Consider the following 21,237-nt stretch of genomic DNA (forward strand, 5'->3'; position numbering starts at 1 on the left):
GACTGCCATGTTAGAAGTTAAACAAGTCAACCAGTTTTATGGTGGCAGTCATATTCTTCGTGATGTGTCTTTGTCAGCCCCAGTCGGTGAATGTAGCGTTGTGCTTGGACGTAATGGGGTGGGAAAAACCACATTGCTCAAGTGCTTGATGGGGATTCTGCCGATTAAGTCGGGCGAAATATTATTGGATGGTAAAGACATCGCAAAAATGACACCTGAGCAACGTGTTCGAGCGGGTTTAGCTTATGTCCCCCAAGGTCGTGATATTTTTTCGACATTAACCGTTGAGGAAAATATTTTAATTGGTATGGCTAAATTTTCAGGGGCTAAAACACGTAAAGTTCCAAGCCATTTATATGAGATTTTTCCTGTTCTTGATGAAATGAAACATCGCCGTGGTGGTGATTTATCAGGTGGTCAGCAACAACAACTTGCGATTGCGAGGGCTTTGGCATCAGAACCTCGTGTCTTGATTCTGGATGAGCCCACAGAGGGCATTCAGCCATCCATCATTAAAGATATTGGTCGAGTGATTCGCAAACTCGCTGATCAAGGGGAAATGGCAATTATTTTGGTTGAGCAATTTTATGATTTTGCCGAAGAGCTCGCGGATGCCTATATGGTAATGGCGCGTGGGCAAGTCGTTGCTCATGGGAGAGGTGAGGAAATGCCTGAAAAAGGGATTCGGGAGTTGGTGGCGATTTAATATTCTTCAACTAATGATTTTTTAGATGTTTTCTAAGTCATGTGCCTGAGTGATATATTTTACTTTTGAAAGATCAAAAGTAACAAAAATCTTTTGTTCGACTGACGGTACGTCCTTGTAACCGCAGTCGAACAAGGCGACATCCATGCCGCCTGCCACAATAGTGGATGGTGGGTAAATACAATTTAGAAAATCGAATGGTTGGTACTAGATTTATATGCCTTCAACCTTATAAAACGTGCCACCTGCATAAACATTGTGTCCAAAGCCACAGGTTGAATCACCATTATTTTGCTCAACCTCGATTTTTTGACCATTTTGTAGGTCATTTAAAAACTGTAGTTTGATTGTGCAATCTTCATAACGATAGCTAGCTTGCTTTGAAGTAACAGGCATGTTGGTATCAAATTGACCCATATTTGGACCATAAATTAGACCTCTAAGCCCAAAGTAATAACCATCAAAATCGATTTCATATTTATTTTGCTTTTTACTCACCTTGATGTAGTCCCATTGCCCAAAACCATTGGCTCGGACATAAGTACCTTGTAAGTCTTTGGTGATCTGAGGTTTTGGGAGCTGTTTTAAGTTGTATTGACTGGTTTTCGAGTCTTTATCTCTTAGAAACCAAACTCTGGCCCATTGTGGTTTTCCAAGTTTGGCATAGCTTAAACCGACATTATTATTGGCGATTTCTATATCACGATCATTGACTTGGATACCACTTTCATCTGCATTTAATTTACAGAAATGTGCCCACGCTGCTTGGTCTTCAAATTGCTTTACTGCCTTAGCATACTGCTTTTGATCGTAGAACTTCTTACCTTGCTGGGCGTATTGTTTTACTTTGGCACAACCTTGCTGTAACTCTTCTGCAAAAGAAGATTCAGCAAAACTGCTTGCGGAAATAATGGCAGTGATGGCGATTAAACTGAGCTGAGATATTTTAATCATTTTCAATATTTTTAAAGTTGCTTTGGCAATAGTTTATCCAATGATGATGGATTTGCGCTGTGATGAAATTGTTAGTTGCTGAGCTGTAGTTGCATCCAAACTAAGTCTCGCCAAGTTCCCTTTTTTTGTCCAACTTGGGGCATATAACCCGTTTGTACAAAACCAAGCTGTTCGTGTAGCACAATTGAACCCATATTTTCACTATCAATTGCGGCAAGCATGATATGCATCTGTTGCTGTTTTGCCAGATGAATCAATTGTTGCATGAGCGCTTTTCCCATCCCTTTACGGGCATAACTTGGATCGATAAACACAGAGTGTTCAATTGTTTGACGATAACCCGAAATACTCCGAAAACTTGCATAATAGGCATAGCCCGCGATTTTCTTGAGTTGCAAATCCTCAACCACAATCATTGGAAATTGTTGTTCTTGTAAGGTTAGAAAACGTTGTTGGTAGTCTACAAAGGAAACCGCTTGATCGTTCCAGTTCGCTGTTCCATTTAAAATCTCTGCATTATATATCGCGAGAATTTGTTCGAGATCATGCAAGTTAGCAAAACGAATTTGATAATCTGATGAGAGTGTTATTGGAGCAAGTGAAAGCAGAGCTGACATGGGTGAGACCATCAAAAGCAGATTAAAAATTAAATCATATTTCAATACGAGAAATATCAAGTGATTCCAATATGATAGATACAAACAAAAACAGCAAGGAATCCCTTGCTGTTTTTTTCATTCTAATCAGCTTAGAAATGGTACTTGATCAAAGCGCTGACGTTGTTTTCATCACGGTTTTTAAGACCAAATTTGTTATTCCAAACAGAATGTTCAACACCTAAATATAAGCGAGTGTCTGGTGAAATGTGCTTACCGACATTCCACTTATATTGTGTTGTCCAGTTGAGTTCGCTCGCGTGATCTTTCTCACCCGTAGACCAGTCAAGGAAACCATCAACCAAGAACTCTTCGTTAGATACTTTAAATGGCAATGCATATGCGATCGTCATTTGATAGTCATCAGCAGTTTTTTCGTTGTTTGCACGATAGAAATTTACATTCGCATATTGGAAATATGGAATTGCAAGATCGAAACCTACGCCGTATAAGAAGTTATCAAAACTAGAGAAATCATCATTGTTGCTTTCCCAAGTCGTTGAGATCAAAACATCTTTCACTGGACCAAAAGCAAGTTTTTGACCTGAAATTTCGCCTAGGCTTAAACGTGGAGAAAGTTCGAAATAAGTGCTTTTATGATCGTCGCTACCACGCATGCGATCCATAAAAAAGAATACATCGGCATATTTAACTTTTGCCGCATATTCAACAGTCAAAGTTGTTTGTTTTTCATCAACAACTTCGTAATTTTCACCATATAAACCAGTTAAGCTGAAATCCTGCCAAATTGGTTTCGCCTGAGCGAAAGCTGCTGTAGATACCAATAGACATGTAGCCGCAAGTTGCTTCAATTGCATTTAAAAAATCTCCCCCACAAAAGGCGTGTAAAGCATACAAGTTATGAAGCAAAAATAAAGCCAAATTTGACCAAATGCTCAAAAGAATTGTATACGGCAAAAATCAGCTTAAAAGACAGGGCTTGAGCGCTGACTTTTTAATCATATTTCGATGAAAATCTGCAAAATCAGCTTGCATATTTATAAGGAAAGACAGATATTGGAATGAGAGAAGATCTTCTAAATGACTGAAACGCAACAGATGTGAAGCAAGGAGACGACAAGCATTTACATAATCAAAATATACAACTGCACTGAATGAATGCATGCTCAAAGTGTGCTGAATAAATAAAGTTTCGTAGAACCGTCTCACAGAAAAGAGAGGAAGATATTTATGAATATTGAAATCCGTACAGATAAAAACATTCAAGGTAGCGAACGTTTAATTAGTTATGTCCGTGCAGAACTTACGCAAGAATTTCAACGCTATAGCGAGCGTATTACACATTTTTCGGTTCATATTAGTGATGAGAATGGGGAGAAAACGGGCGATCATGACAAACGTTGTATGATCGAAGCTCGTCCAGCTGGAATGAAGCCAATTGCTGTGACTCATAAAGCAGCCAATATTGATGCATCTATTCATGGTGCTATCGATAAGCTGAAACGTAGTTTGGAACATTTATATGAGAAAAAAGACCATCATCGTGGTGGCTTACCAGAATATGTCGATGTTGAGGTCGATGACGAAGCGTAAATGTCGGTAAAGACATAAAAAAAGCCCTTAGTTGGGCTTTTTTTATGTGTGTATCAAATTTATACATGATTTTTGGGTCGTTTTATAAAAACCTGTCAGGATATTCGGCATAATAGAACCATTAAAAATATTGAGAGAATTGGTCATGTTAAGTAACCAACAGCAGACCTTGGTGCAAGCCATACAACAACTCGACTTAAACCAAGTGCAATCTTTGCTTGCTGAAGGACTCGACCCAAATTTTATTGATCCTGAACAAGGTCCTCCTGTCTCAATGATTTGTGATGGTTTATTTGCTTGGTGGGAAAAGATTTGCGAAGCATATGAAGCTGGTGAACCACTCAGTGAGACAGAAAAACAACAAGAACTCCAAGTCTATTTAGATATTTTAGATGCACTGATTAAAGCAAAAGCAAACCTGCATTTATGGGATGCCGAAGAGTTTTATGGTCCACTTTGGGATGCAGCAAGTTCAGCATGTGTGCCAGTTGTACAACGTTTGTTGGATGAAAAAGTTGATCCAAATACCCGCGATGAAGAGGGCTTAACTATTTTATCGTCTATTAGTCAGCTATTCTTTGATTGTGAATTTGATGAAATTGATTGGTCAGAGTCATTAAAAGAAGAGCGCGAAACGCTAGAGTTGCTCCGTCAAAATGGTGCGAAAATGTCAAAAGAGCTAACGGCATAAGCTTAGCCAACAGAATGAAACAGGGGATAATGATGAAAAAAATTCAGACATTGGGCGTTGTAGCCGTATCAATGATGGCAAGCACAGCTTTTGCGGCAGACTTTTCTTTTGACCGTCCAGGTTCAGGGATCAGCACAGGCATTACACCTGTAGGTCAACTCGCTTGGGAGCAAGGTTTACCATCTGCAAGTTACCAAGAAGATACGATTGATGGTGAGAAAACCAAAACAGTTACTTTAAATGGCGATATGTTGCTACGTACAGGTCTTGCGGATGGGCTTGAGTTACAACTTGGTTGGCAAGGTCCAGTTTGGCAACAGTATAAACGTGCGGGTAAAACCAAAGAAACGAATGGTTTAGGCGATGTAAGTGTTGGTCTAAAAAAGGCGATTGATTTAAAAGATGATCGTTTAACGATGGCTTTGTTGGCTGAAGCAATTATTGCGACAGGGAACGATGAATTTACAGCGCATGATGACATTTATAGCTTAACGTCTGCGGTCGCTTATAAGTTTAGCGATCTCATCGGAACATCAATTACCATGCGTTACGAAGCACAAAATAGTGATTGGGCTGTAACCGCAATTCCAACGATTGATTATAAAATTGCAGGTAAATTATCAGGTTATTCTGAATTTGTTTACCGTAAAGCTGAAAGTCAAGACTATGAATATGGCTTAGGTACAGGACTTATTTACGCGATCAATAACCGTGCACAATTAGATGCAAGCGTTGGTGTCGATTTAAATGGTGACGCACGCAGCTACAATGGTGGCTTAGGCGTATCTGTTTTATTTTAATGAAAAAATGCTCTGAGTTATTCCTGTTTCTATGATTTTTGAAGCACTGAAATGAGGTCTCGGAGCACATCAGAGAGAAAATAATGAAAATGTGTGTTCAGGGTGAACGCAGTTCCCAATGGATAAGTTATTTTATTGGAACATTGCTATTACTCTGCGGGTCTTTGACTTATGCGCAAGACAATTCAGCAACTTTACTAAGCCCTGAAGATGCATTTACATTTTCAGTTGAATCGACCAAGACCAATCAAGCGCGTTTACATTGGACGATTCAGCCGAACTATTATTTATATCAGCACAAATTCGAAGTACAGCAAGGTAATCAAGCGGTTGCACTTAATTTTCCAAAAGCTGTTGATCAATATGATGAAAACTATGGTCATAGCCAAGTTTATTATCAACAAGTCGAATTTGATATTCCCACTCAAGCATCACAACACTATCGTGTCACATGGCAGGGCTGTGCCAAAGATCGTATTTGTTACCCTCCACAAAATATTGAATTTCAAACTGATGTAGATGGTTTGGTCAGTGTACAAAATACCAATCCAAATGCCCAAAAACGATTTTTGGATCTCGCACGATCGTCCAATGCTTTAGATACTCAGGTCACTTCGTTAGAAACTACTAAACAAGCACGTAATGCAACCTCATCTGAGCAAACTGACGGTACGGTTATGGCTCAAGACCAAAAATGGTCAAGTCGTTTGGAACAGCACTCTTTGGCTTATAGCCTATTATTATTTCTTGGCTTAGGCATATTGCTGGCTTTTACCCCATGTTCATTGCCGATGCTGCCAATTCTCACGTCGTTGCTTGTTCGTGAGCATAGAGGCGTTCGCGCTTGGTCGATTGCATTTACTTTTGTGGTGAGTATGGCGCTGGTTTACGCTGTTTTAGGTATGATCGCATCAGCAGCAGGTTTGAATTTTCAGCGTTGGTTACAGCAACCCGCAACCCTGATTGCCTTTAGCTTATTGTTTGTGGTGTTTGCACTAAATTTGTTTGGTTTGTTTGAAATCAAATTACCGCAAAAATGGGTCAATCGACTGGATCAAATGCAGTCAGCACAACAGGGTGGTACCTTGGTGGGCGCAGGCATCATGGGGATGATTTCGGCGCTATTGGTCGGACCCTGTATGACCGCACCTTTGGCAGGTGTACTGCTATTTATTTCCCAAACTCAAAATCAATGGCAGGGAGCTTTACTGCTTTTTGTACTGGGTTTTGGAATGGGGATTCCTTTGCTGTTGGCAAGTGTGCTTGGCTCTCGTGTGTTGCCAAAAGCAGGCGATTGGATGAATCAAATCAAGATCATTTTTGCCTTTTTGATGTTGGCACTTAGTCTCTATTTCATTCGTCCAATCCTGCCAGAATTAGCGATCCAAATTTTGAGTCTGATTTTAGGCCTCGCCTTTATTATTTATGCGGTTTATCGCTTATTTGGTCAAAAAAACAAACTACAATGGCTGTATGCTGTATTGCTGGTTTTAGTGATTCCAGCACTCGCATTCAATCAATATCAACATTACCAAAATCTTAGTTCGGTACAAGCAGACAAGTTAGCCGAATGGCATGTTGCCAACAGTGCTGATCAATTTAATCAAATTCTTGCTTCAGCACCGACTGATCGTATGATTGTGATTGATGTTTATGCAGATTGGTGTGTGGCATGTCAGCCGATTGAGCATCGTATTTTAAAAGATGCAGAAGTCCAAAACGCGCTTGCGCCGTATTATCTGATTAAGCTTGATCTGAGCCACTATGATGCATCACATCAAGCTTTATTGAGTCAGTGGGATATTCTAGGACCACCTACTTATTTGTTCTTGGATCAGCAACATAAAGAAATACGTACTTTACGTTTAACAGGTGCATTTCAGAAATCTGAATTACTGCAACAGCTTGCACAATTAAAAGAGAAATCATCATGAGTTATCAGCTATTTATAGGAAATAAAAACTACTCAACATGGTCGATGCGTCCGTGGATTTTATTAACACAAGCCAATATTGCATTTGAAGAACATTTGATTCGCTTTGATAGCCTTGAGCCAGACAGTGAATTCAAAACGGAAATTTTAAAGCTCAATCCCACTGGTAAAGTGCCCGCTTTGGTTGATGGTGACATAGTAGTTTGGGATAGTCTGTCGATTTGTGAATATGTCGCAGAACAAAATCCTGAAAAAGCATTATTACCAACAGACCAAAAATTACGTGCAAGAGCGCGGACAATTAGCGCTGAAATGCACAGCAGCTTCCAAAACCTACGTAATTTCTGTCCGATGAATGTCGAAGCTGATTTGGCGCATATTGGACAACAATTGTGGAATGAAAATGCTGAATTACGTGCAGAAGTTGCACGAATCGATCAAATTTGGTCTGAACGTCCAAGTGAAGACAGCTTCTTGTGTGGTGATTTTAGTATTGCCGATGCATTTTATGCACCAGTGGTCATGCGTTTCGTGTGCTATCAGCTACCGATTTCTCAGTCGAGCCAAATGTATATGCAAAAAATATTAGCGCTTGCATCAGTGCAACAATGGATTGACGAAGCCAAACAAGAGCAAATGTACGTACCTTTTGACGAACCGTATCGTCAGAATCGTGAGGAATATCTACAAAAATAGATAAAATTACATAAAGGTTCAGGTCTATATTTAAAAACTAAAATACTATTATGGTTTAAAAATAAGCCAATAATAGGAGAGGTTACGCGATGTTTTTTAAGATATTTAAAGAAATATGGCGTGCTTCTAATTTATTTTATAAAAATGAAAGGCAACATTTAATTTTTTTGAGTATTTTGGTTGCACTAACAAGTTTAGTGAGTGCAATTCTGCCTTATTTTATAAAATTGATTATTGATAATACCCACCAGAATCAGAATATAAGTTTTATTTATCTTTTAGTGATTTCTTATTGTTTTGCATGGTTACTTTCACAAGTGTTGGAGTGGGTTAAGAATGCTTTAGCAGGACTGATTACAGCAAAACAAGAAACTTCTATTTTAATTACAGGATTAAGTAACTATTTAAGAATAGAAAAGACACAGCAAGATAAGATTGATATCGGTATTTTTAATGCAGAGGCAGTCCGTGCAAGCAAAGCATTTTCCATGATTATCTTTGCAATATTGTTGGTTTTTGTGCCTGTTATTCTTCAGTTATTTTTTATAAGTTATATCTTATTCTTAAATATTGGCTTTGCTTTTTCTGTTGGATTTATCAGTGCAGCGGTATTACTTTTCTTTATTTCAAACTTTATTAATCGTAAAAGTAAAGCTTACTATGAACCGTTATATTCGATTGGAAACACGTTACAGGGACGGTTTCTAGAAAAGGCTAATCATGCTTATGAAATTAAAGTAAATAATGCTGTTGATTTTGAGGTTGCTCATTTTGAGAAGAGCGTAAAAAGATTTGTTGACCAAAGTTTTTATAGCCACTCACGAATTGCGGCATTAATGGTGTTGCAAATTGGTTTTATTTTCTTATTTTTATTAGGTTTTCTCTTAATTTCAACCAAATTATTTTCAATAGGAGCAATTACCACTGGAGACATGGTCATGATTAGCTCTTATATCATGATGCTCACAACGCCTTCTCTAATGATTTCTCAGCAAATTAATTTGCTCGCTGGAAATATGGTGGCGATTGAAAAATTTTATCACTATTTCAAATTGGATAAGGATCAATTGAATAATCAACGCTTCGCAGAAGCAGAGAAAGATAGATTATTTTATTTTGATCAAGCCATCTTGCAAATTGGCGGAAAATCAACCCAAGCAATCAATCTCAAATTCTATAAGCATAAAATGTACGCCGTGGTTGGCAGAACGGGTACGGGTAAATCAACTTTAATTCACTATTTACTAGGCGCTCATAAGCCGCTCAATGGGAAACTATTTTATAAAGATCTTGATGTTACTGGTGGTTATTCAAATAAAATTTTTGATGAAGTTGCTTTTGTTGGTCAGAGTGCAACAATTACCAGTGGCTCTCTTAGAGAGAACTTAATTTATAACTCCACCCATCAATATACAGATCAAAAGCTGATTGAATTAATACGTTACTTTGATTTGGAAAACATTTTAATTGATCATAAACTATCGCTTGATAGCGAGATTGATGAATGTATAAAGAGTTTCTCTGGTGGGGAAAAACAACGCTTGAATATCCTACGGGCATTTTTAAAAAAGCCTAAGCTCATGATATTAGATGAACCAACCTCAGCTCTAGATACTAAAACTGCGATGAAGATTTTAAATTTTCTCCATGATCAAATAGAGACCCTTATCGTGATTACACACTTCAAAGGGTGTATTGAGTTAGCTGATGAGGTCGTTAATGTTGAGAAACTGTTTAAAATTGAGTCATCATAACTTGGTTTATATATCATTTTTAATTCGCCACTAAATCCGTAAATATTTTTACTTGATTACGCCCAGCGGCTTTTACTGCATAAAGGGCCTGATCTGCCTGACTAATCACTAAATGCGGCTCGTCTGCACTCAATGAGCTACTAATACCAAAACTGGCACTCACTGAAAACTCCTGATGATCTTCGGTAGTGAAAATCAGCTGGGAAATCGCCATGCGGCAGCGCTCAGCAACATTTTGTGCATGGGGTGTGGTGGTATTTGGAAGTAACAAAATAAATTCCTCCCCGCCAAAGCGACCAATCATATCTTGATCACGAATATTATCTGAAAGACATTTGGCTACTTGGACCAACACTTGATCTCCCATATTGTGACCAAAATGATCATTAATACTTTTGAAATGATCTAGGTCCAACAAAACAACTGAATACAGTTGATCTGGCTGTTGACATAGCTTCTCTAAGTGATTGCTAATACTTCTCCGATTCATCACGTTGGTCAGTGGATCAAGGCGACTTAACACCTGAATAGCTGTTTCGCGAGTACGCCACTGGGTGAGTAAGCTTTCAAAAAGATATAAACAAGCAATTAAAATAGGCAGTAAAAAGAAAAACATGCTGCCGACCCAAAATGGGTGCATTTGCGCTTGATTTAACACTTCAGGCTTAAAGATTGGCGCGTAAGTTAATATGCCAAAAATACTTAAAAAACTACAAAATAAGAGCGCTATAGTTGCAGGTACGAGGGCGCAATAAATCATTCTACGATCAAACAAGACCAATCCAACACCCACTACACTGACATAAGCAACCATGGTTGCTGGACTAAAACTACCGATTAAATAGCCTGTGTGGCAGAGCAGTACCGTAAAAACCTGTACGCTTAGAATAGGAATAATATTCTGAACCCATTTTTTGTCTTTATAGAAATAACAAGGGATAATCATGCTCAGAAATACGCAGAGCATAATAAGATTGGTCCATAATTTAGAACGAACCAAAGGTAAATTAACCCATTGCCATGTCGCAGAATTCAGTAGAACAAAACTGTCCCAAATAATCCCAAAAAGGCTCATTAATGAAGCAAGGATTAGCAGCAAAATTGTTTTTCTTAACATGTTCCAATTGATTAATGGTTCATGTTCCCAAAGCTGCGAAAAATTCCATTTTTCTGTATTTGCTAAATCCTTAAATCGAATCTTTATCATTGGCATGCATCCTTATATGCAATGAGATTCCTAAGAAACTTTATAAGTGTAAATTCGTCATCAAAATTATCGAGAAATGACTGTTAAAATAACAATAACATCTTTGGAATGAGAATGAAGTCTAGCTAAAGACTTTTTAATGCAAAATAGAAAGGGAAAAATTCTTTGAAAAACGGTCTATTATCTAAATATCCGATGATTTTTATTTTATAATGACAAAAATGAATTAAGAGTGACAATGGTCAGACATAGCTGACCATTTTTGCATATATTTTGATCAGCTTAGTCTAGGTCAAGCGAATGTGCGAATTCCGCAATATCTGCCAATGCTTGCTTAGCTTCAGGAAACCATGCATTAAACATTTGGAAGTTGTGCCACATCCCTGTGTAGAGTTTGAAGTGAACTTTGACATCTGCTTGTTCAGCTTTTTCTCTAAAACGCTTTGAGTCATCCAGCAGAATTTCTTTAGAACCGACCTGAACCAGTGTTGGTGGTAAGCCATCAAGATCATCAAACAGGGGAGAAACTCTCGGATCGCCTGGTTGGATATCATCGGTTAGATAATGCTTGATACCTGCTTGTAGAGCTTCAATCGATAACAATGCATCGTGTTTCTGATTGAAACGTAGCGATTCACTGGTCAGTGTCAGATCCAAATAAGGCGACATCAATATCAAACCACTCGGCATGAGTTCGGGTTGCTGTTTCAGGCGTAGACAGAGTGCAAGCGCGAGATTGGCACCACAAGAATCACCTGAAATAATAATATCCTTTGGTTTAATCCCTTGAACGAGTAGTGCTTGATAGACATCAAAAATCGCATCAATCGCTTCAGGGTAAGGATGTTCAGGTGCAAGAGGGTAATCCACATGAATCACTTGCATCTGAGTACGCGCAGCAAGATCAGTCATCAGAGCACGATGAGTATTTAAGCTACCAAGAAAAAATGCACCGCCATGAATATGAAAGATCAATTGCGTTGCAGATGCTTGCGCTTTAATTTCTTCACCACGTACACCAGCCAAACGAATTGGTCGAATTTGTACTGTTGGATTTTGTGGAAATAAGCGACAAAGTTGATCGAGAACTGGTCGTAAAGCATTCGGTGCTAAATTCAACTGACTTGGCGTGCGAATGGTCGCCTTTAGTAACGATTCAGTAAAATAATATTTCCAAACAGTACCAAATTTCATAATTTTTCCATATTGTTAGATCAGTATAATAATAAGTAGAGTTAGTTCATGAACTCGTCAGGTTATACCAAATAGTCATAATCAAGAATTGCAATATTGATTGAAGTTCCCAATACTCTTGGTCTTGAAAAGACCCCCTTAAGGATATTACAAAAATGAAGAAAATTGCTTTAGCATTTGGATTGCTCGGTTTAACAACTTTTGCCAATGCGGCGGATGCGCTGAATGGTACAGTTTGGCAAACAATTGATGATGAAACAAAACAACCAAAGGCAATTGTAAAATTTACGGAACAAAAAGATGGATCGTTAACCGCATCGATTCAAAAATATTTAGTTGCTGGTCAAGAAAATGCCTGCTCTAAATGTGAAGGCACTTACCACAACAAACCACTAAAAGGCGTGACGATTGTTCATAGCTTGAAAAATGTCGGTGGTACGAACTACGACAATGGTTCAATCATTGATCCTAAAAATGGTAAGACATACAAGTTAAAAGCTGAAATGATTGAAGGCGGTAAAAAACTGAAATTACGTGGTTATATCGGTATTGCAGCTTTAGGTCGTAACCAAACATGGATTCGCGTGAACTAAGATTTCATAGCACTAAAAACCGAGCTTTTTAGCTCGGTTTTTTTATCTTTATATTCAGCTTAGGCTGATAATGCCTCATAGCTCGCCTCATCAAAGCCAATCACAAAACCTTGTGGGGTTTGTAATACAGGGCGTTTGATTAGGCTTGGCTGAGCCATAAGCGTTTCAATGAGGTTCTGTTCATTGCTGGTAGCGTGAGCTTGCTCATCTGTTGTGAGTTTACGCCATGTTGTGCCCTTTTTATTTAGAACTTTGTCAGCACCAATCTCTTTTAACCAGACCGCTAAAGTGCCTGCATCAATGCCTTGCTTTTTATAATCATGAAATTCGTAGTTGATGCCTTTTGCCTGCAATGCATCAAAGGCTTTTTTCATTGAATTACAATTTTTAATACCATAAATTTTAAACATGCGAAAACCACAGAAAATAACAAAAAGATATGCCTAAAGCCTAACGTAAAAAGGCTGCGCTGTGCCAGTTGAAATTTTTTATTCAGTTGATCGATGAAAGAGATAAAAGGAGTGACCAAATTGATCAGATGAATTGAATAAAAATGCGATGGATAAAGTCAGTAAAAAATATTTAGTATCTAAAAAAGAGAAAACCCGCATTTAATCTTCCTGATCATGCGGGTCTCATTTCAACGTCCAATGTCTCATCCTTGCAAATAAACTTAAACTAAGTTTATTTTTCCTTCCTACGGCGTCCTATCCCTTTGTGGTCATCCTGACCGCTTCCCTGTGCCGTGGTGCTATAATGCCGTTACAGGGGGTAAATAAAAATACACAAAAAACGACACGGGATGTAAGCTAAAGAAGCGGTCAAAGTGAACACTTGTTCACTTATTCGTGTATTTTATAGTCGATAATCACAGGTGCATGGTCACTAAACCATTGTTCTTTATAGACCCATGCGTTTGCGGTACGCGATTTCCAGTCCGGTGAGCAAGCATGGTAGTCGATACGCCAACCTACATTTTTCGCACGCGCTTGACCACGATTTGACCACCATGAATACAATTCAGATTCAGGTCGTACCTCACGGAAGGTGTCGACATAGCCTAACTCATCATAAATGTGGTCGAGCCATGCACGTTCATGCGGCAAAACACCTGATGACTTCTGGTTGCCTGACCAGTTTTTAATATCGATACGCTTATGTACGATATTGTAGTCACCACACACAATGATTGATTTATTTTCATCTCGCCATTTTTTTAGTATTTCCGCATATTCTTGTAGAAATAAATCTTTGCGTGCTTGTGCTTCGTCACCACTTGAACCTGATGGCAAGTATAAAGAAGCAATATGAACAGGATGTGACAGACCTAAATCAAATTCTGCAGTAACAAAACGACCTTGAGAGTCCGCAAGTTCAAAACCTAAACCATCTTTGACTGAGACAAAGGGCAAGCGGCTATAAATCGCCGTACCTGCATAACCTGCACGTTCAGCAGGGAAAAGGTGAGTGTACCAACCTTCAGGTTTAAATTTATCAGTCCATTGTTCGTGGGTAATGCGGCTTTCTTGCATACATACCACATCGGCACCAGACTGTTCTAACCATTCGAGCAAGCCTTTGGTGACTGATGCGCGCAAGCCATTTACGTTAATTGAAACGACTCGAAGAATTTTTACATCACTTGGATAGCTATCCTTTGGTATCATACGTCTGTTTAACCTCAATTGAAGAATTTGGAGCACCTTATATGACAACGCCTGTGTCATTTCATCCGCAAGCTTTTATCGAACTCGCATTATCACGTGGAGTGCTTAAATTTGGTGAGTTTACCTTAAAATCAGGCCGTGTCAGTCCTTATTTCTTTAACGCTGGTTTGTTAAACGATGGTGAAGCATTGTCTTTGTTGGCACAAGGCTATGCCGATAAATTGGTTCAGTGTGACAATGTCGGTGTGATCTTTGGCCCTGCGTATAAAGGTATTCCTTTTGTTGCAGCGACTGCGGTGGCGTTGTCTCAAGTACATGGCAAGAGTGTTCCTTGGGGTTTTAATCGTAAAGAAGCCAAAGATCATGGTGAGGGCGGTGTATTGGTTGGTGCATCGGTTGCAGGTCAGAAAGTTTGGATCATTGATGATGTGATCACTGCGGGGACTGCGATTCGTGAAGTTGTGACCATCTTAAAAAATGCAGGTGCGACCATTGCAGGGGTGTTGGTTGCATTAGACCGTCAAGAACGTGGTCAAGGTGAGCTTTCTGCGATTCAGGAAGTGCAAAAAGAACTTGAAATCCCAGTGCATGCTTTAATCACAATGAAAGATTTGATGGATTATTTGGATGCAAAAGGCGAAAAAGACGCTTTAGCCAATATGCAGGCTTATCGTGAGAAATATGGGATCTAAGGTTTAGATGTGGGAAAGGAAGCGAAAGCTTCCTTTTTTATTGAGTTTAATTAATGAATTATTGGAAATAATGATTAAAAAATAAGCGTGGAACGTGAAAAATTATGTAAAAGCCGTTTTATGCACTGAATCCTAGTTTTTATTTGGTTAAAATTTTGATAATTATTTGAAAATAAAAAATATTTCATATAATGTATATTATGTTAATTTTAGAAAATCTTTCGAATATGTACAGTCAAAAAACTCTCACATATAAAAATTATATTTAATTTGGTGAAAATTTTATTAAGTGTTTAACATAAAAGACTTTAATCTATTTGACGCTATTATCATGGATAGACTGTTATTTAAAAGATCTTTCAAGAAAACCGATGATGTTATTTTCCCTTGTCCAACATGTGGTAATCATAGTTTAAAGCTCGATGAAACAAAATTTCATTCCGAAGATAGTGCTCAATCTAAAAAAATGCAGGAAAGTGAATATTGGGAGCCAGAATGGCTAACTTCAGTATTTATCACAGTTTTTTCTTGTAATAACTCTAATTGTAAAGAAGCTGTTATGTGCTCAGGTACAGGTTATGTAGATTGGGAGCAGATAGAAAATGAATATGGAGAATTTGAGCAAGAATATTACTGCTTCCACACCCCCTAAAATTTTTATACCTGCGATTCATTTTTTCAAAATTCCTGAGAAATGCCCTGAAAGTGTAAAAAATTCGTTACTCGAAGCATTTTCTTTAACCTTACACTCTCCTAGTTCTGCTGCTAACAAAGTCAGAGCTGCAGTTGAAAACTTATTAACAAAATTTCGTATTCCTAGAATTACTCGAAAGCCGGGCAAAAATATTCGTTTACCTCTTGATGCTAGAATTGCAAAAGCAAAAAATCATAAAGCTATTTTAGGTGAACTTGAAAATATACTTTATGCTCTAAAATGGTTAGGGAATGCTGGTAGTCATGCTAATTCTGAAATTTCAGTTGATGATGTTTTTGATGCTTATGAGTTTATGAATCATATTCTTAATGAAATTTATGAGCCTAAGCAGAAGTTAGAAAAATTAGCAAAAGAGATTAGAAAGAAAAAAGGACCAGTAAAAGCAAAAAGATCTATTTAAACTAGATTAGTGAAGGCTCCTTTGATGAGATCCTTACCTAGGTAAAGATCTCATATGGGAACAAACATCTTCCCATACACCATTACGATATCTACGATATGCACAAACTCGAACAGTTTTTGCTTTCATATAACACCTCATTAGCTATCTCAGTTGAGAGAACTGACACTCATAAAACCCCATAAAAAATAGAGAAGTATGAGAAGCATCATAAGGAGCCTTCTACTAAATACTAACTAATTAACAGATAAAAAACAACATTTGCCGTAAAAAAATTACGGCAACTATGCTAAAGTAGTATTTTTTAAATATTAAGATTAAAAGCTATGTTATCTAAATTTGAAGTTTCCGGCTTTAAAGGCTTCAACGAAAATATGGTTTTCGACTTATCAGATGTAAAAAACTATAATTTCAACACAGAGTCAATAAAAGATAATACTATCAATAAATCAATTATATATGGTCAGAATGGAACAGGTAAAACTAATCTTGGATTAGCCATATTCGATATAGTTGGACACTTAACAGATAAAGAGTTTAGGCCTTCTACATATGCAAATTATCTAAATGCTGCAAATGAAGAACAGAAGGCTAAATTTAGATACACCTTTTTCCTTAGAGGGAAAAAGGTTGTATATGTATACGTTAAATCAGGTTATAACGTACTAATTTCTGAGGAGTTATTGATTGATGATAATAAGGTTTTATATATTAATCGTGATGAGTCGACCAATTCATATATTAATCTGAAAGGAGCTGAAACGCTAAAAACTGATATTGGCCATGCTAGTATTTCTATAATTTCATATGTGAAAAATAATACAGTTCTAGATGATACTCCTATTAATCAGGCATTCTTTGAGCTTATAAACTTTGTCAACAAGATGCTGTTTTTTAGAATTGTTGAACAAGCGAACTCATATATATTTCTCGGTTTAAACTCTGGAGAAAAAAGTATTACAAGTGACATTATCGAGGCAGGAAAACTACCTGAATTTGAGAAGTTTCTTAATACGTCAGGAATTAAATGCAAATTATCTATTTATAAAAAAGTAGGTGAAAAAAGGATCGCTTTCGATTTTGGCAAAAGAAAAATTGATTTTTTTGAGAACGCTTCTACTGGTACAAAAGCTTTATCTATTTTTTACTTTTGGCTACAAAGAATCAAATATGAGAATACTGTATCTTTTGTTTTTATTGATGAATTCGATGCCTACTACCATCATGATCTTTCAAAAATAATTGTGAAGGAACTAAAGCAAACTAATGCTCAAGTTGTCTTAACAACTCACAATACATCTATTATGACAAATGATTTACTTAGACCTGATTGTTACTTTGTCATGACAGATGAGCTCATTAAGCCTCTTTGTAATTTGACATCAAAAGAATTAAGACAAGCTCACAATTTAGAGAAGATGTATAAGGCTGGAGTTTTTCAAGAATATGAAAATATAGAGTAAGACAATGAATAATAAAATCTTACTTGTATTTGAAGGTGAAAGAACAGAGAGCCTAATTGCTAATAGTCTCATCTCTTCATTAATCGAGCAGACTAGCAACTTAGTTGAAGCTGTTTATAAAACACATATTTATAACCTCTATACTGAAGTTATTAATGATCCATTTTTAGATATCTTTCATTTGATTAAAGAGAAAAATCCTCATCTCAACCATTTTGAAAGAGATGAGTTCTCTCAAATTTACTTATTCTTTGATTACGATGGTCATGTTGGTGGAGCTTTAGATCAGAAAATCGAAGTCCTATTAGAGTATTTTAATGAAGAAAGTGAGCAAGGTAAGCTTTTTATCAGTTACCCTATGGTAGAAGCAATTCGGTGTATAAAAGATTTAGATGATCTAGATTTATTTCTGAATGCTACTTATAAAAAGTCAGATTTCAAGCAGTTTAAGCCTTTTGTTCACACATATGGCTTACAGAAACTACAGAATTACTCAAACTATTCTGATGAGATAAAAGGGAAACTTATTTCATTTCATTGTAAAAAAGCTAACTATTTAGTTAATAATAATTTGAACTATCCTGATGAACCAATTGAACAAACAGAAATTTTTAGATCGCAACAAGAAAAATATATTTATGTTACAGATAACATCACTATCTTAGGCTCATTTCCACTAATGTTACTCGATTATTTTGGGTCAAAAAAATTGTTTAGCTTATTAAATAATAGTGAATAGTCTCCAATATATATGAGCTAAGAGATTTTATTTTACATAAAATCTCTTATTCGAATCCCATTTCATCACACTTCTTACATTCCAACATCACACCTAATTTTTCTTTACGCCCTTGCTCAGTCAACACCCAAGGGCGATTCTGCCACGGTGGATCATGGCGTACATGCTGCCCATGCCCACAAGCAAGATCAGCAACAAAATGTCCTTCGGCGTCCAAGTGAAAACCAACAATGGCTTGCTGCATTTATTCACCCAAACTTTCAAGTTTAGAATCCTCTAAACCCTTTAAAAAACGATGGCATAGATTATGAATTGCCACCAAATCATTCGGATCAACACCTAAAGAGCAAGCGAGTTTAAAAGGAATTAAGGTAATTTCATCTTTTGCAGCAAGTGCTTTTTCCAGCAAGATTACCTTCTTCATACGCTCATCTTCTTTTACCGCAATGCGCTTTAAAAATTGCTTTTCTTCAAGTTTTTTAATAATTGGCGTCAGCGTGCCTGAATCAAAAAAGGTCTTTTGTCCAATTTCAGACAACGTTACATTGTCCTTTTCGTATAAAGCCAATAGCACAATAAATTGCGGATAGGTCAGGTCGTATTCCTGAAGCAAGGGACGATATTGACGAATCATCGCATTGGTCGCGGAATACATGGCAAAACACACTTGATTATCCAAGTAAGAAAATTCAGTCATGCTTTGCTCCTCAACGTCATTTTGCTAGCTCACAGTATAGTTTGATTAATCGCAAAAGTATATTGTGTATAATAAACTTGCACACAAGATAATTGTGTGCAATATTAAATGAACGAGCTGAATGATTAAGCAAACTATTTTGCGCAATCCCACAATTGGATAGTTGAGAAAACACCTATGAGCAAAATTTATGATTTTCAGGCTGAGCTTTTAGAAGGCGAGCAAAAGAACTTAGCCGACTATCAAGGCAAAGTTTTATTGGTGGTGAACACTGCAAGTCAGTGTGGCTTAACCCCACAATTTGAAGGGCTTGAGAAGCTATATCAGGACTATCAACAACAAGGTCTGGTGATTCTCGGTTTTCCGTGTAACCAATTTGCCAATCAAGATCCATCAAGCAATGAAGAAATAGGCAGCTTCTGTCAGCGCAACTATGGCGTATCATTTCCAATGTTTGCCAAAGTCGATGTGAATGGTCCAACGGCACATCCCTTGTATCAATACCTGACTTCAGAAGCTAAAGGTCTGTTAGGAAGCAGCATTAAATGGAACTTCACCAAATTCCTGATCAATCAAAAAGGCGAAGTGATCAAGCGTTATGCTCCCATCACTAAACCTGAAAAAATTGCCAAAGATATTGAAAAACTTTTGGCTTAATTCGATGTTGAAATTGAATGTTGCACGAATTACTGGTATCGAAATCATCTACCAGTAATTTTTTAATTTTTATCACTCAGAAAATCGTCTATTTAAATAAATCGAATCTAGTGATTTGAATAAATTAGAATTTTTTAGATTTAATAATTACATAACTTGTTTAAACATCATCCTTAAACTTCGCTATACTTTTTGCCAAGATTAAAAATATGAGCGTTAAATTATGCGTGTACTTGTAGTGATGGACCCAATTGAAACGGTGAATCTCAAGAAAGATTCGACGATGGCAATGTTATGGGCGGCAAGCCGTCGCGGTCATGAATTGGGTTATGCATTACAACACGATTTATATATTGATCAAGGTAAAGCCTTTGGTTTGATTTCGCCGCTTAAAGTCTTTGAAGATTACGATCATTATTATGAATTGGGTGAAAAGCAAAAAGAGCCATTGGCTGATTACGATGTTGTATTGATGCGTAAAGACCCACCATTCGACATGAACTTTGTCTATACCACTTATATTTTAGAACAAGCCGAACGTGAAGGCGCATGGATTATTAACAAACCACAATCGCTACGTGACTGTAATGAAAAGCTGTTCGCAACCCAGTTCCCAGAGTTACAAGTACCCACTTTGGTCACGTCTCAACAAAGCCTAATTCGTGAATTCATCAAAGAACATGGTGATGTGATTGTAAAGCCGCTTGATGGTATGGGCGGAATGGGGATTTTCCGTTTGTATCAAGATGGGGTAAACATTGGTTCGACTTTGGAAATGCTCACTGAAATGGGCACACGTCCAATCATGGCACAACGTTATATTCCTGAAATCGTGGAAGGTGATAAACGCATTTTGATGGTCAATGGTGAGCCGATTCCATATTGCTTGGCGCGAATTCCACAAAATGGTGAAGTGCGTGGAAACTTGGCGGCGGGTGGCTTAGGTCAAGCACGTCCACTGACTGAAAATGATAAATTAATTGCTGCAAAAGTGGGTCCTTTTTTACGTGAAAAAGGTTTGGTCTTTGTTGGTTTGGATGTGATCGGTAACTATGTGACGGAAATTAACGTGACTAGTCCTACCTGTATCCGTGAGATTGATGCCCAGTTTGGAACATCGATTGCGGATGATTTATTTAATGTGTTAGAAGCAGGTCGCTCAAGCTAAATAAGAATCATTATTTGACCGAATTGCCCGTTTGAATTTGTACCAAATTGACAAGCAAATGGGCAATTGGATATCGACAGAACCTTGTTTTTAACAAAGAATCGAAAAAAGCACTGCTTTCTGTTGTAAACAAGTGAAATTCGCTTTTCGTGAATGAAGCTTTAGGATTAAAATAACTCCCGAAAACAATAGACGATAACCTTCTTTTTGAGTTGAAGAATTAGACCGTGACCAATTCACCACAGAACAAACCCAAACATGTCATGATGATGGCCGCTGGTACAGGTGGGCATGTTTTTCC

The 21,237-nt window shown here is 37.5% G+C and carries 25 protein-coding genes; 16 read left to right on the forward strand and 9 right to left on the reverse strand.

Translation table 11 applies throughout. The features are described from left to right. Positions 1 to 7 precede the first annotated feature (7 nt). Positions 8 to 706 carry an urea ABC transporter ATP-binding subunit UrtE gene (urtE, locus tag B4237_RS05665; RefSeq protein ID WP_023012704.1) on the forward strand — a complete coding sequence of 233 codons (699 nt, stop codon included), beginning with the start codon at positions 8 to 10 and terminating at the stop codon, positions 704 to 706. A 213-nt stretch (positions 707 to 919) separates the two neighbouring features. On the opposite strand, the gene B4237_RS05670 is transcribed toward urtE, so the two are convergent. From B4237_RS05670 to B4237_RS05680, 3 genes are all read right to left on the reverse strand, one after another. After that, a complete protein-coding gene (locus B4237_RS05670) occupies positions 920 to 1,660 on the reverse strand; it encodes a hypothetical protein (RefSeq protein WP_278595782.1) in 741 nt (246 codons plus the stop codon). 71 nt (positions 1,661 to 1,731) lie between these two features. Further along, entirely contained in the window at positions 1,732 to 2,277 is a 546-nt protein-coding gene (locus B4237_RS05675) for a GNAT family N-acetyltransferase (RefSeq protein WP_278595781.1), read from the reverse strand. Positions 2,278 to 2,408: 131 nt separating this feature from the next. Further along, a complete protein-coding gene (locus tag B4237_RS05680) occupies positions 2,409 to 3,134 on the reverse strand; it encodes an outer membrane protein OmpK (RefSeq protein ID WP_278595780.1) in 726 nt (241 codons plus the stop codon). Between the two features lie 373 nt (positions 3,135 to 3,507). Here B4237_RS05680 and B4237_RS05685 point away from each other — a divergent pair, with 373 nt between their 5' ends. The 6 genes from B4237_RS05685 (at position 3,508) to B4237_RS05710 (ending at position 9,744) form a co-directional block, all read left to right on the forward strand. Next, positions 3,508 to 3,870, forward strand: coding sequence for an HPF/RaiA family ribosome-associated protein (locus B4237_RS05685; RefSeq protein WP_004878101.1), 363 nt, complete (start codon positions 3,508 to 3,510; stop codon positions 3,868 to 3,870). A 145-nt stretch (positions 3,871 to 4,015) separates the two neighbouring features. Further along, the gene (locus B4237_RS05690) at positions 4,016 to 4,561 is read left to right on the forward strand and encodes an ankyrin repeat domain-containing protein (protein WP_004878099.1); all 546 of its coding nucleotides are present in this window, start codon (positions 4,016 to 4,018) and stop codon (positions 4,559 to 4,561) included. A 32-nt stretch (positions 4,562 to 4,593) separates the two neighbouring features. Continuing rightward, positions 4,594 to 5,361: a transporter gene (locus B4237_RS05695; RefSeq protein ID WP_019385640.1), complete on the forward strand. Its 768-nt coding sequence runs from the start codon at positions 4,594 to 4,596 to the stop codon at positions 5,359 to 5,361. Between the two features lie 83 nt (positions 5,362 to 5,444). Then, positions 5,445 to 7,295 carry a protein-disulfide reductase DsbD gene (gene dsbD / locus B4237_RS05700; RefSeq protein ID WP_278595779.1) on the forward strand — a complete coding sequence of 617 codons (1,851 nt, stop codon included), beginning with the start codon at positions 5,445 to 5,447 and terminating at the stop codon, positions 7,293 to 7,295. Continuing rightward, positions 7,292 to 7,990: a glutathione S-transferase family protein gene (locus B4237_RS05705; RefSeq protein WP_278595778.1), complete on the forward strand. Its 699-nt coding sequence runs from the start codon at positions 7,292 to 7,294 to the stop codon at positions 7,988 to 7,990. Before dsbD ends, B4237_RS05705 begins: the two co-directional genes overlap by 4 nt. 89 nt (positions 7,991 to 8,079) lie before the next feature. Further along, a complete protein-coding gene (locus tag B4237_RS05710; protein ID WP_286942102.1) occupies positions 8,080 to 9,744 on the forward strand; it encodes an ABC transporter ATP-binding protein in 1,665 nt (554 codons plus the stop codon). A 19-nt stretch (positions 9,745 to 9,763) separates the two neighbouring features. Here the strand turns inward: B4237_RS05710 and B4237_RS05715 are convergent, their stop codons facing one another. Together B4237_RS05715 and B4237_RS05720 are read right to left on the reverse strand one after the other, a co-directional pair. Further along, complete coding sequence (locus B4237_RS05715) at positions 9,764 to 10,951, reverse strand: GGDEF domain-containing protein (protein ID WP_278595776.1); 1,188 nt, start codon at positions 10,949 to 10,951, stop codon at positions 9,764 to 9,766. A gap of 282 nt (positions 10,952 to 11,233) precedes the next feature. Next, the gene (locus B4237_RS05720) at positions 11,234 to 12,145 is read right to left on the reverse strand and encodes an alpha/beta hydrolase (protein WP_004878088.1); all 912 of its coding nucleotides are present in this window, start codon (positions 12,143 to 12,145) and stop codon (positions 11,234 to 11,236) included. Positions 12,146 to 12,300: 155 nt separating this feature from the next. On the opposite strand from B4237_RS05720, the gene B4237_RS05725 reads away from it, so the two are divergent. Beyond that, positions 12,301 to 12,738, forward strand: a complete 438-nt coding sequence (locus B4237_RS05725) for a DUF2147 domain-containing protein (RefSeq protein ID WP_004878087.1) — start codon at positions 12,301 to 12,303, stop codon at positions 12,736 to 12,738. A gap of 59 nt (positions 12,739 to 12,797) precedes the next feature. On the opposite strand, the gene B4237_RS05730 is transcribed toward B4237_RS05725, so the two are convergent. Both B4237_RS05730 and B4237_RS05735 read right to left on the reverse strand, forming a co-directional pair. Further along, positions 12,798 to 13,148 (reverse strand): arsenate reductase, encoded by a 351-nt coding sequence (locus B4237_RS05730; protein ID WP_278595775.1) that lies wholly within the window; start codon positions 13,146 to 13,148, stop codon positions 12,798 to 12,800. A gap of 432 nt (positions 13,149 to 13,580) precedes the next feature. Then, positions 13,581 to 14,405 carry an exodeoxyribonuclease III gene (locus tag B4237_RS05735; protein ID WP_278595774.1) on the reverse strand — a complete coding sequence of 275 codons (825 nt, stop codon included), beginning with the start codon at positions 14,403 to 14,405 and terminating at the stop codon, positions 13,581 to 13,583. Positions 14,406 to 14,446: 41 nt separating this feature from the next. Between B4237_RS05735 and pyrE the strand changes: the two genes are divergently transcribed. From pyrE to B4237_RS05760, 5 genes are all read left to right on the forward strand, one after another. Continuing rightward, positions 14,447 to 15,097 (forward strand): orotate phosphoribosyltransferase, encoded by a 651-nt coding sequence (gene pyrE / locus B4237_RS05740; RefSeq protein ID WP_249570406.1) that lies wholly within the window; start codon positions 14,447 to 14,449, stop codon positions 15,095 to 15,097. A 331-nt stretch (positions 15,098 to 15,428) separates the two neighbouring features. Continuing rightward, on the forward strand, positions 15,429 to 15,749 hold the full coding sequence (locus B4237_RS05745; protein WP_278595773.1) for a hypothetical protein: 321 nt from the start codon (positions 15,429 to 15,431) through the stop codon (positions 15,747 to 15,749). Beyond that, positions 15,700 to 16,212 carry a DUF4145 domain-containing protein gene (locus tag B4237_RS05750; RefSeq protein ID WP_278595772.1) on the forward strand — a complete coding sequence of 171 codons (513 nt, stop codon included), beginning with the start codon at positions 15,700 to 15,702 and terminating at the stop codon, positions 16,210 to 16,212. Before B4237_RS05745 ends, B4237_RS05750 begins: the two co-directional genes overlap by 50 nt. Before the next feature lie 326 nt (positions 16,213 to 16,538). After that, the gene (locus B4237_RS05755) at positions 16,539 to 17,675 is read left to right on the forward strand and encodes an ATP-binding protein (protein WP_278595771.1); all 1,137 of its coding nucleotides are present in this window, start codon (positions 16,539 to 16,541) and stop codon (positions 17,673 to 17,675) included. Positions 17,676 to 17,679: 4 nt separating this feature from the next. Next, positions 17,680 to 18,414: a hypothetical protein gene (locus B4237_RS05760; RefSeq protein WP_278595770.1), complete on the forward strand. Its 735-nt coding sequence runs from the start codon at positions 17,680 to 17,682 to the stop codon at positions 18,412 to 18,414. 46 nt (positions 18,415 to 18,460) lie between these two features. Here the strand turns inward: B4237_RS05760 and B4237_RS05765 are convergent, their stop codons facing one another. Together B4237_RS05765 and B4237_RS05770 are read right to left on the reverse strand one after the other, a co-directional pair. Then, on the reverse strand, positions 18,461 to 18,658 hold the full coding sequence (locus B4237_RS05765; protein WP_278595769.1) for a DUF3565 domain-containing protein: 198 nt from the start codon (positions 18,656 to 18,658) through the stop codon (positions 18,461 to 18,463). Then, the gene (locus tag B4237_RS05770) at positions 18,659 to 19,111 is read right to left on the reverse strand and encodes a MarR family winged helix-turn-helix transcriptional regulator (protein ID WP_278595768.1); all 453 of its coding nucleotides are present in this window, start codon (positions 19,109 to 19,111) and stop codon (positions 18,659 to 18,661) included. It abuts the gene before it with no gap. A 177-nt stretch (positions 19,112 to 19,288) separates the two neighbouring features. On the opposite strand from B4237_RS05770, the gene B4237_RS05775 reads away from it, so the two are divergent. The 3 genes from B4237_RS05775 to B4237_RS05785 form a co-directional block, all read left to right on the forward strand. Next, entirely contained in the window at positions 19,289 to 19,768 is a 480-nt protein-coding gene (locus tag B4237_RS05775) for a glutathione peroxidase (RefSeq protein WP_004878070.1), read from the forward strand. A gap of 223 nt (positions 19,769 to 19,991) precedes the next feature. Beyond that, positions 19,992 to 20,936, forward strand: coding sequence for a glutathione synthase (gene gshB, locus B4237_RS05780; RefSeq protein ID WP_278595767.1), 945 nt, complete (start codon positions 19,992 to 19,994; stop codon positions 20,934 to 20,936). A 227-nt stretch (positions 20,937 to 21,163) separates the two neighbouring features. Then, positions 21,164 to 21,237: hypothetical protein (locus B4237_RS05785; RefSeq protein ID WP_286942114.1), on the forward strand; the 74-nt coding region annotated here is incomplete at its 3' end.

The organism is Acinetobacter sp. UBA6526 (genome assembly GCF_002434875.1).
Classification (GTDB): Bacteria; Pseudomonadota; Gammaproteobacteria; order Pseudomonadales; family Moraxellaceae; genus Acinetobacter; species Acinetobacter venetianus.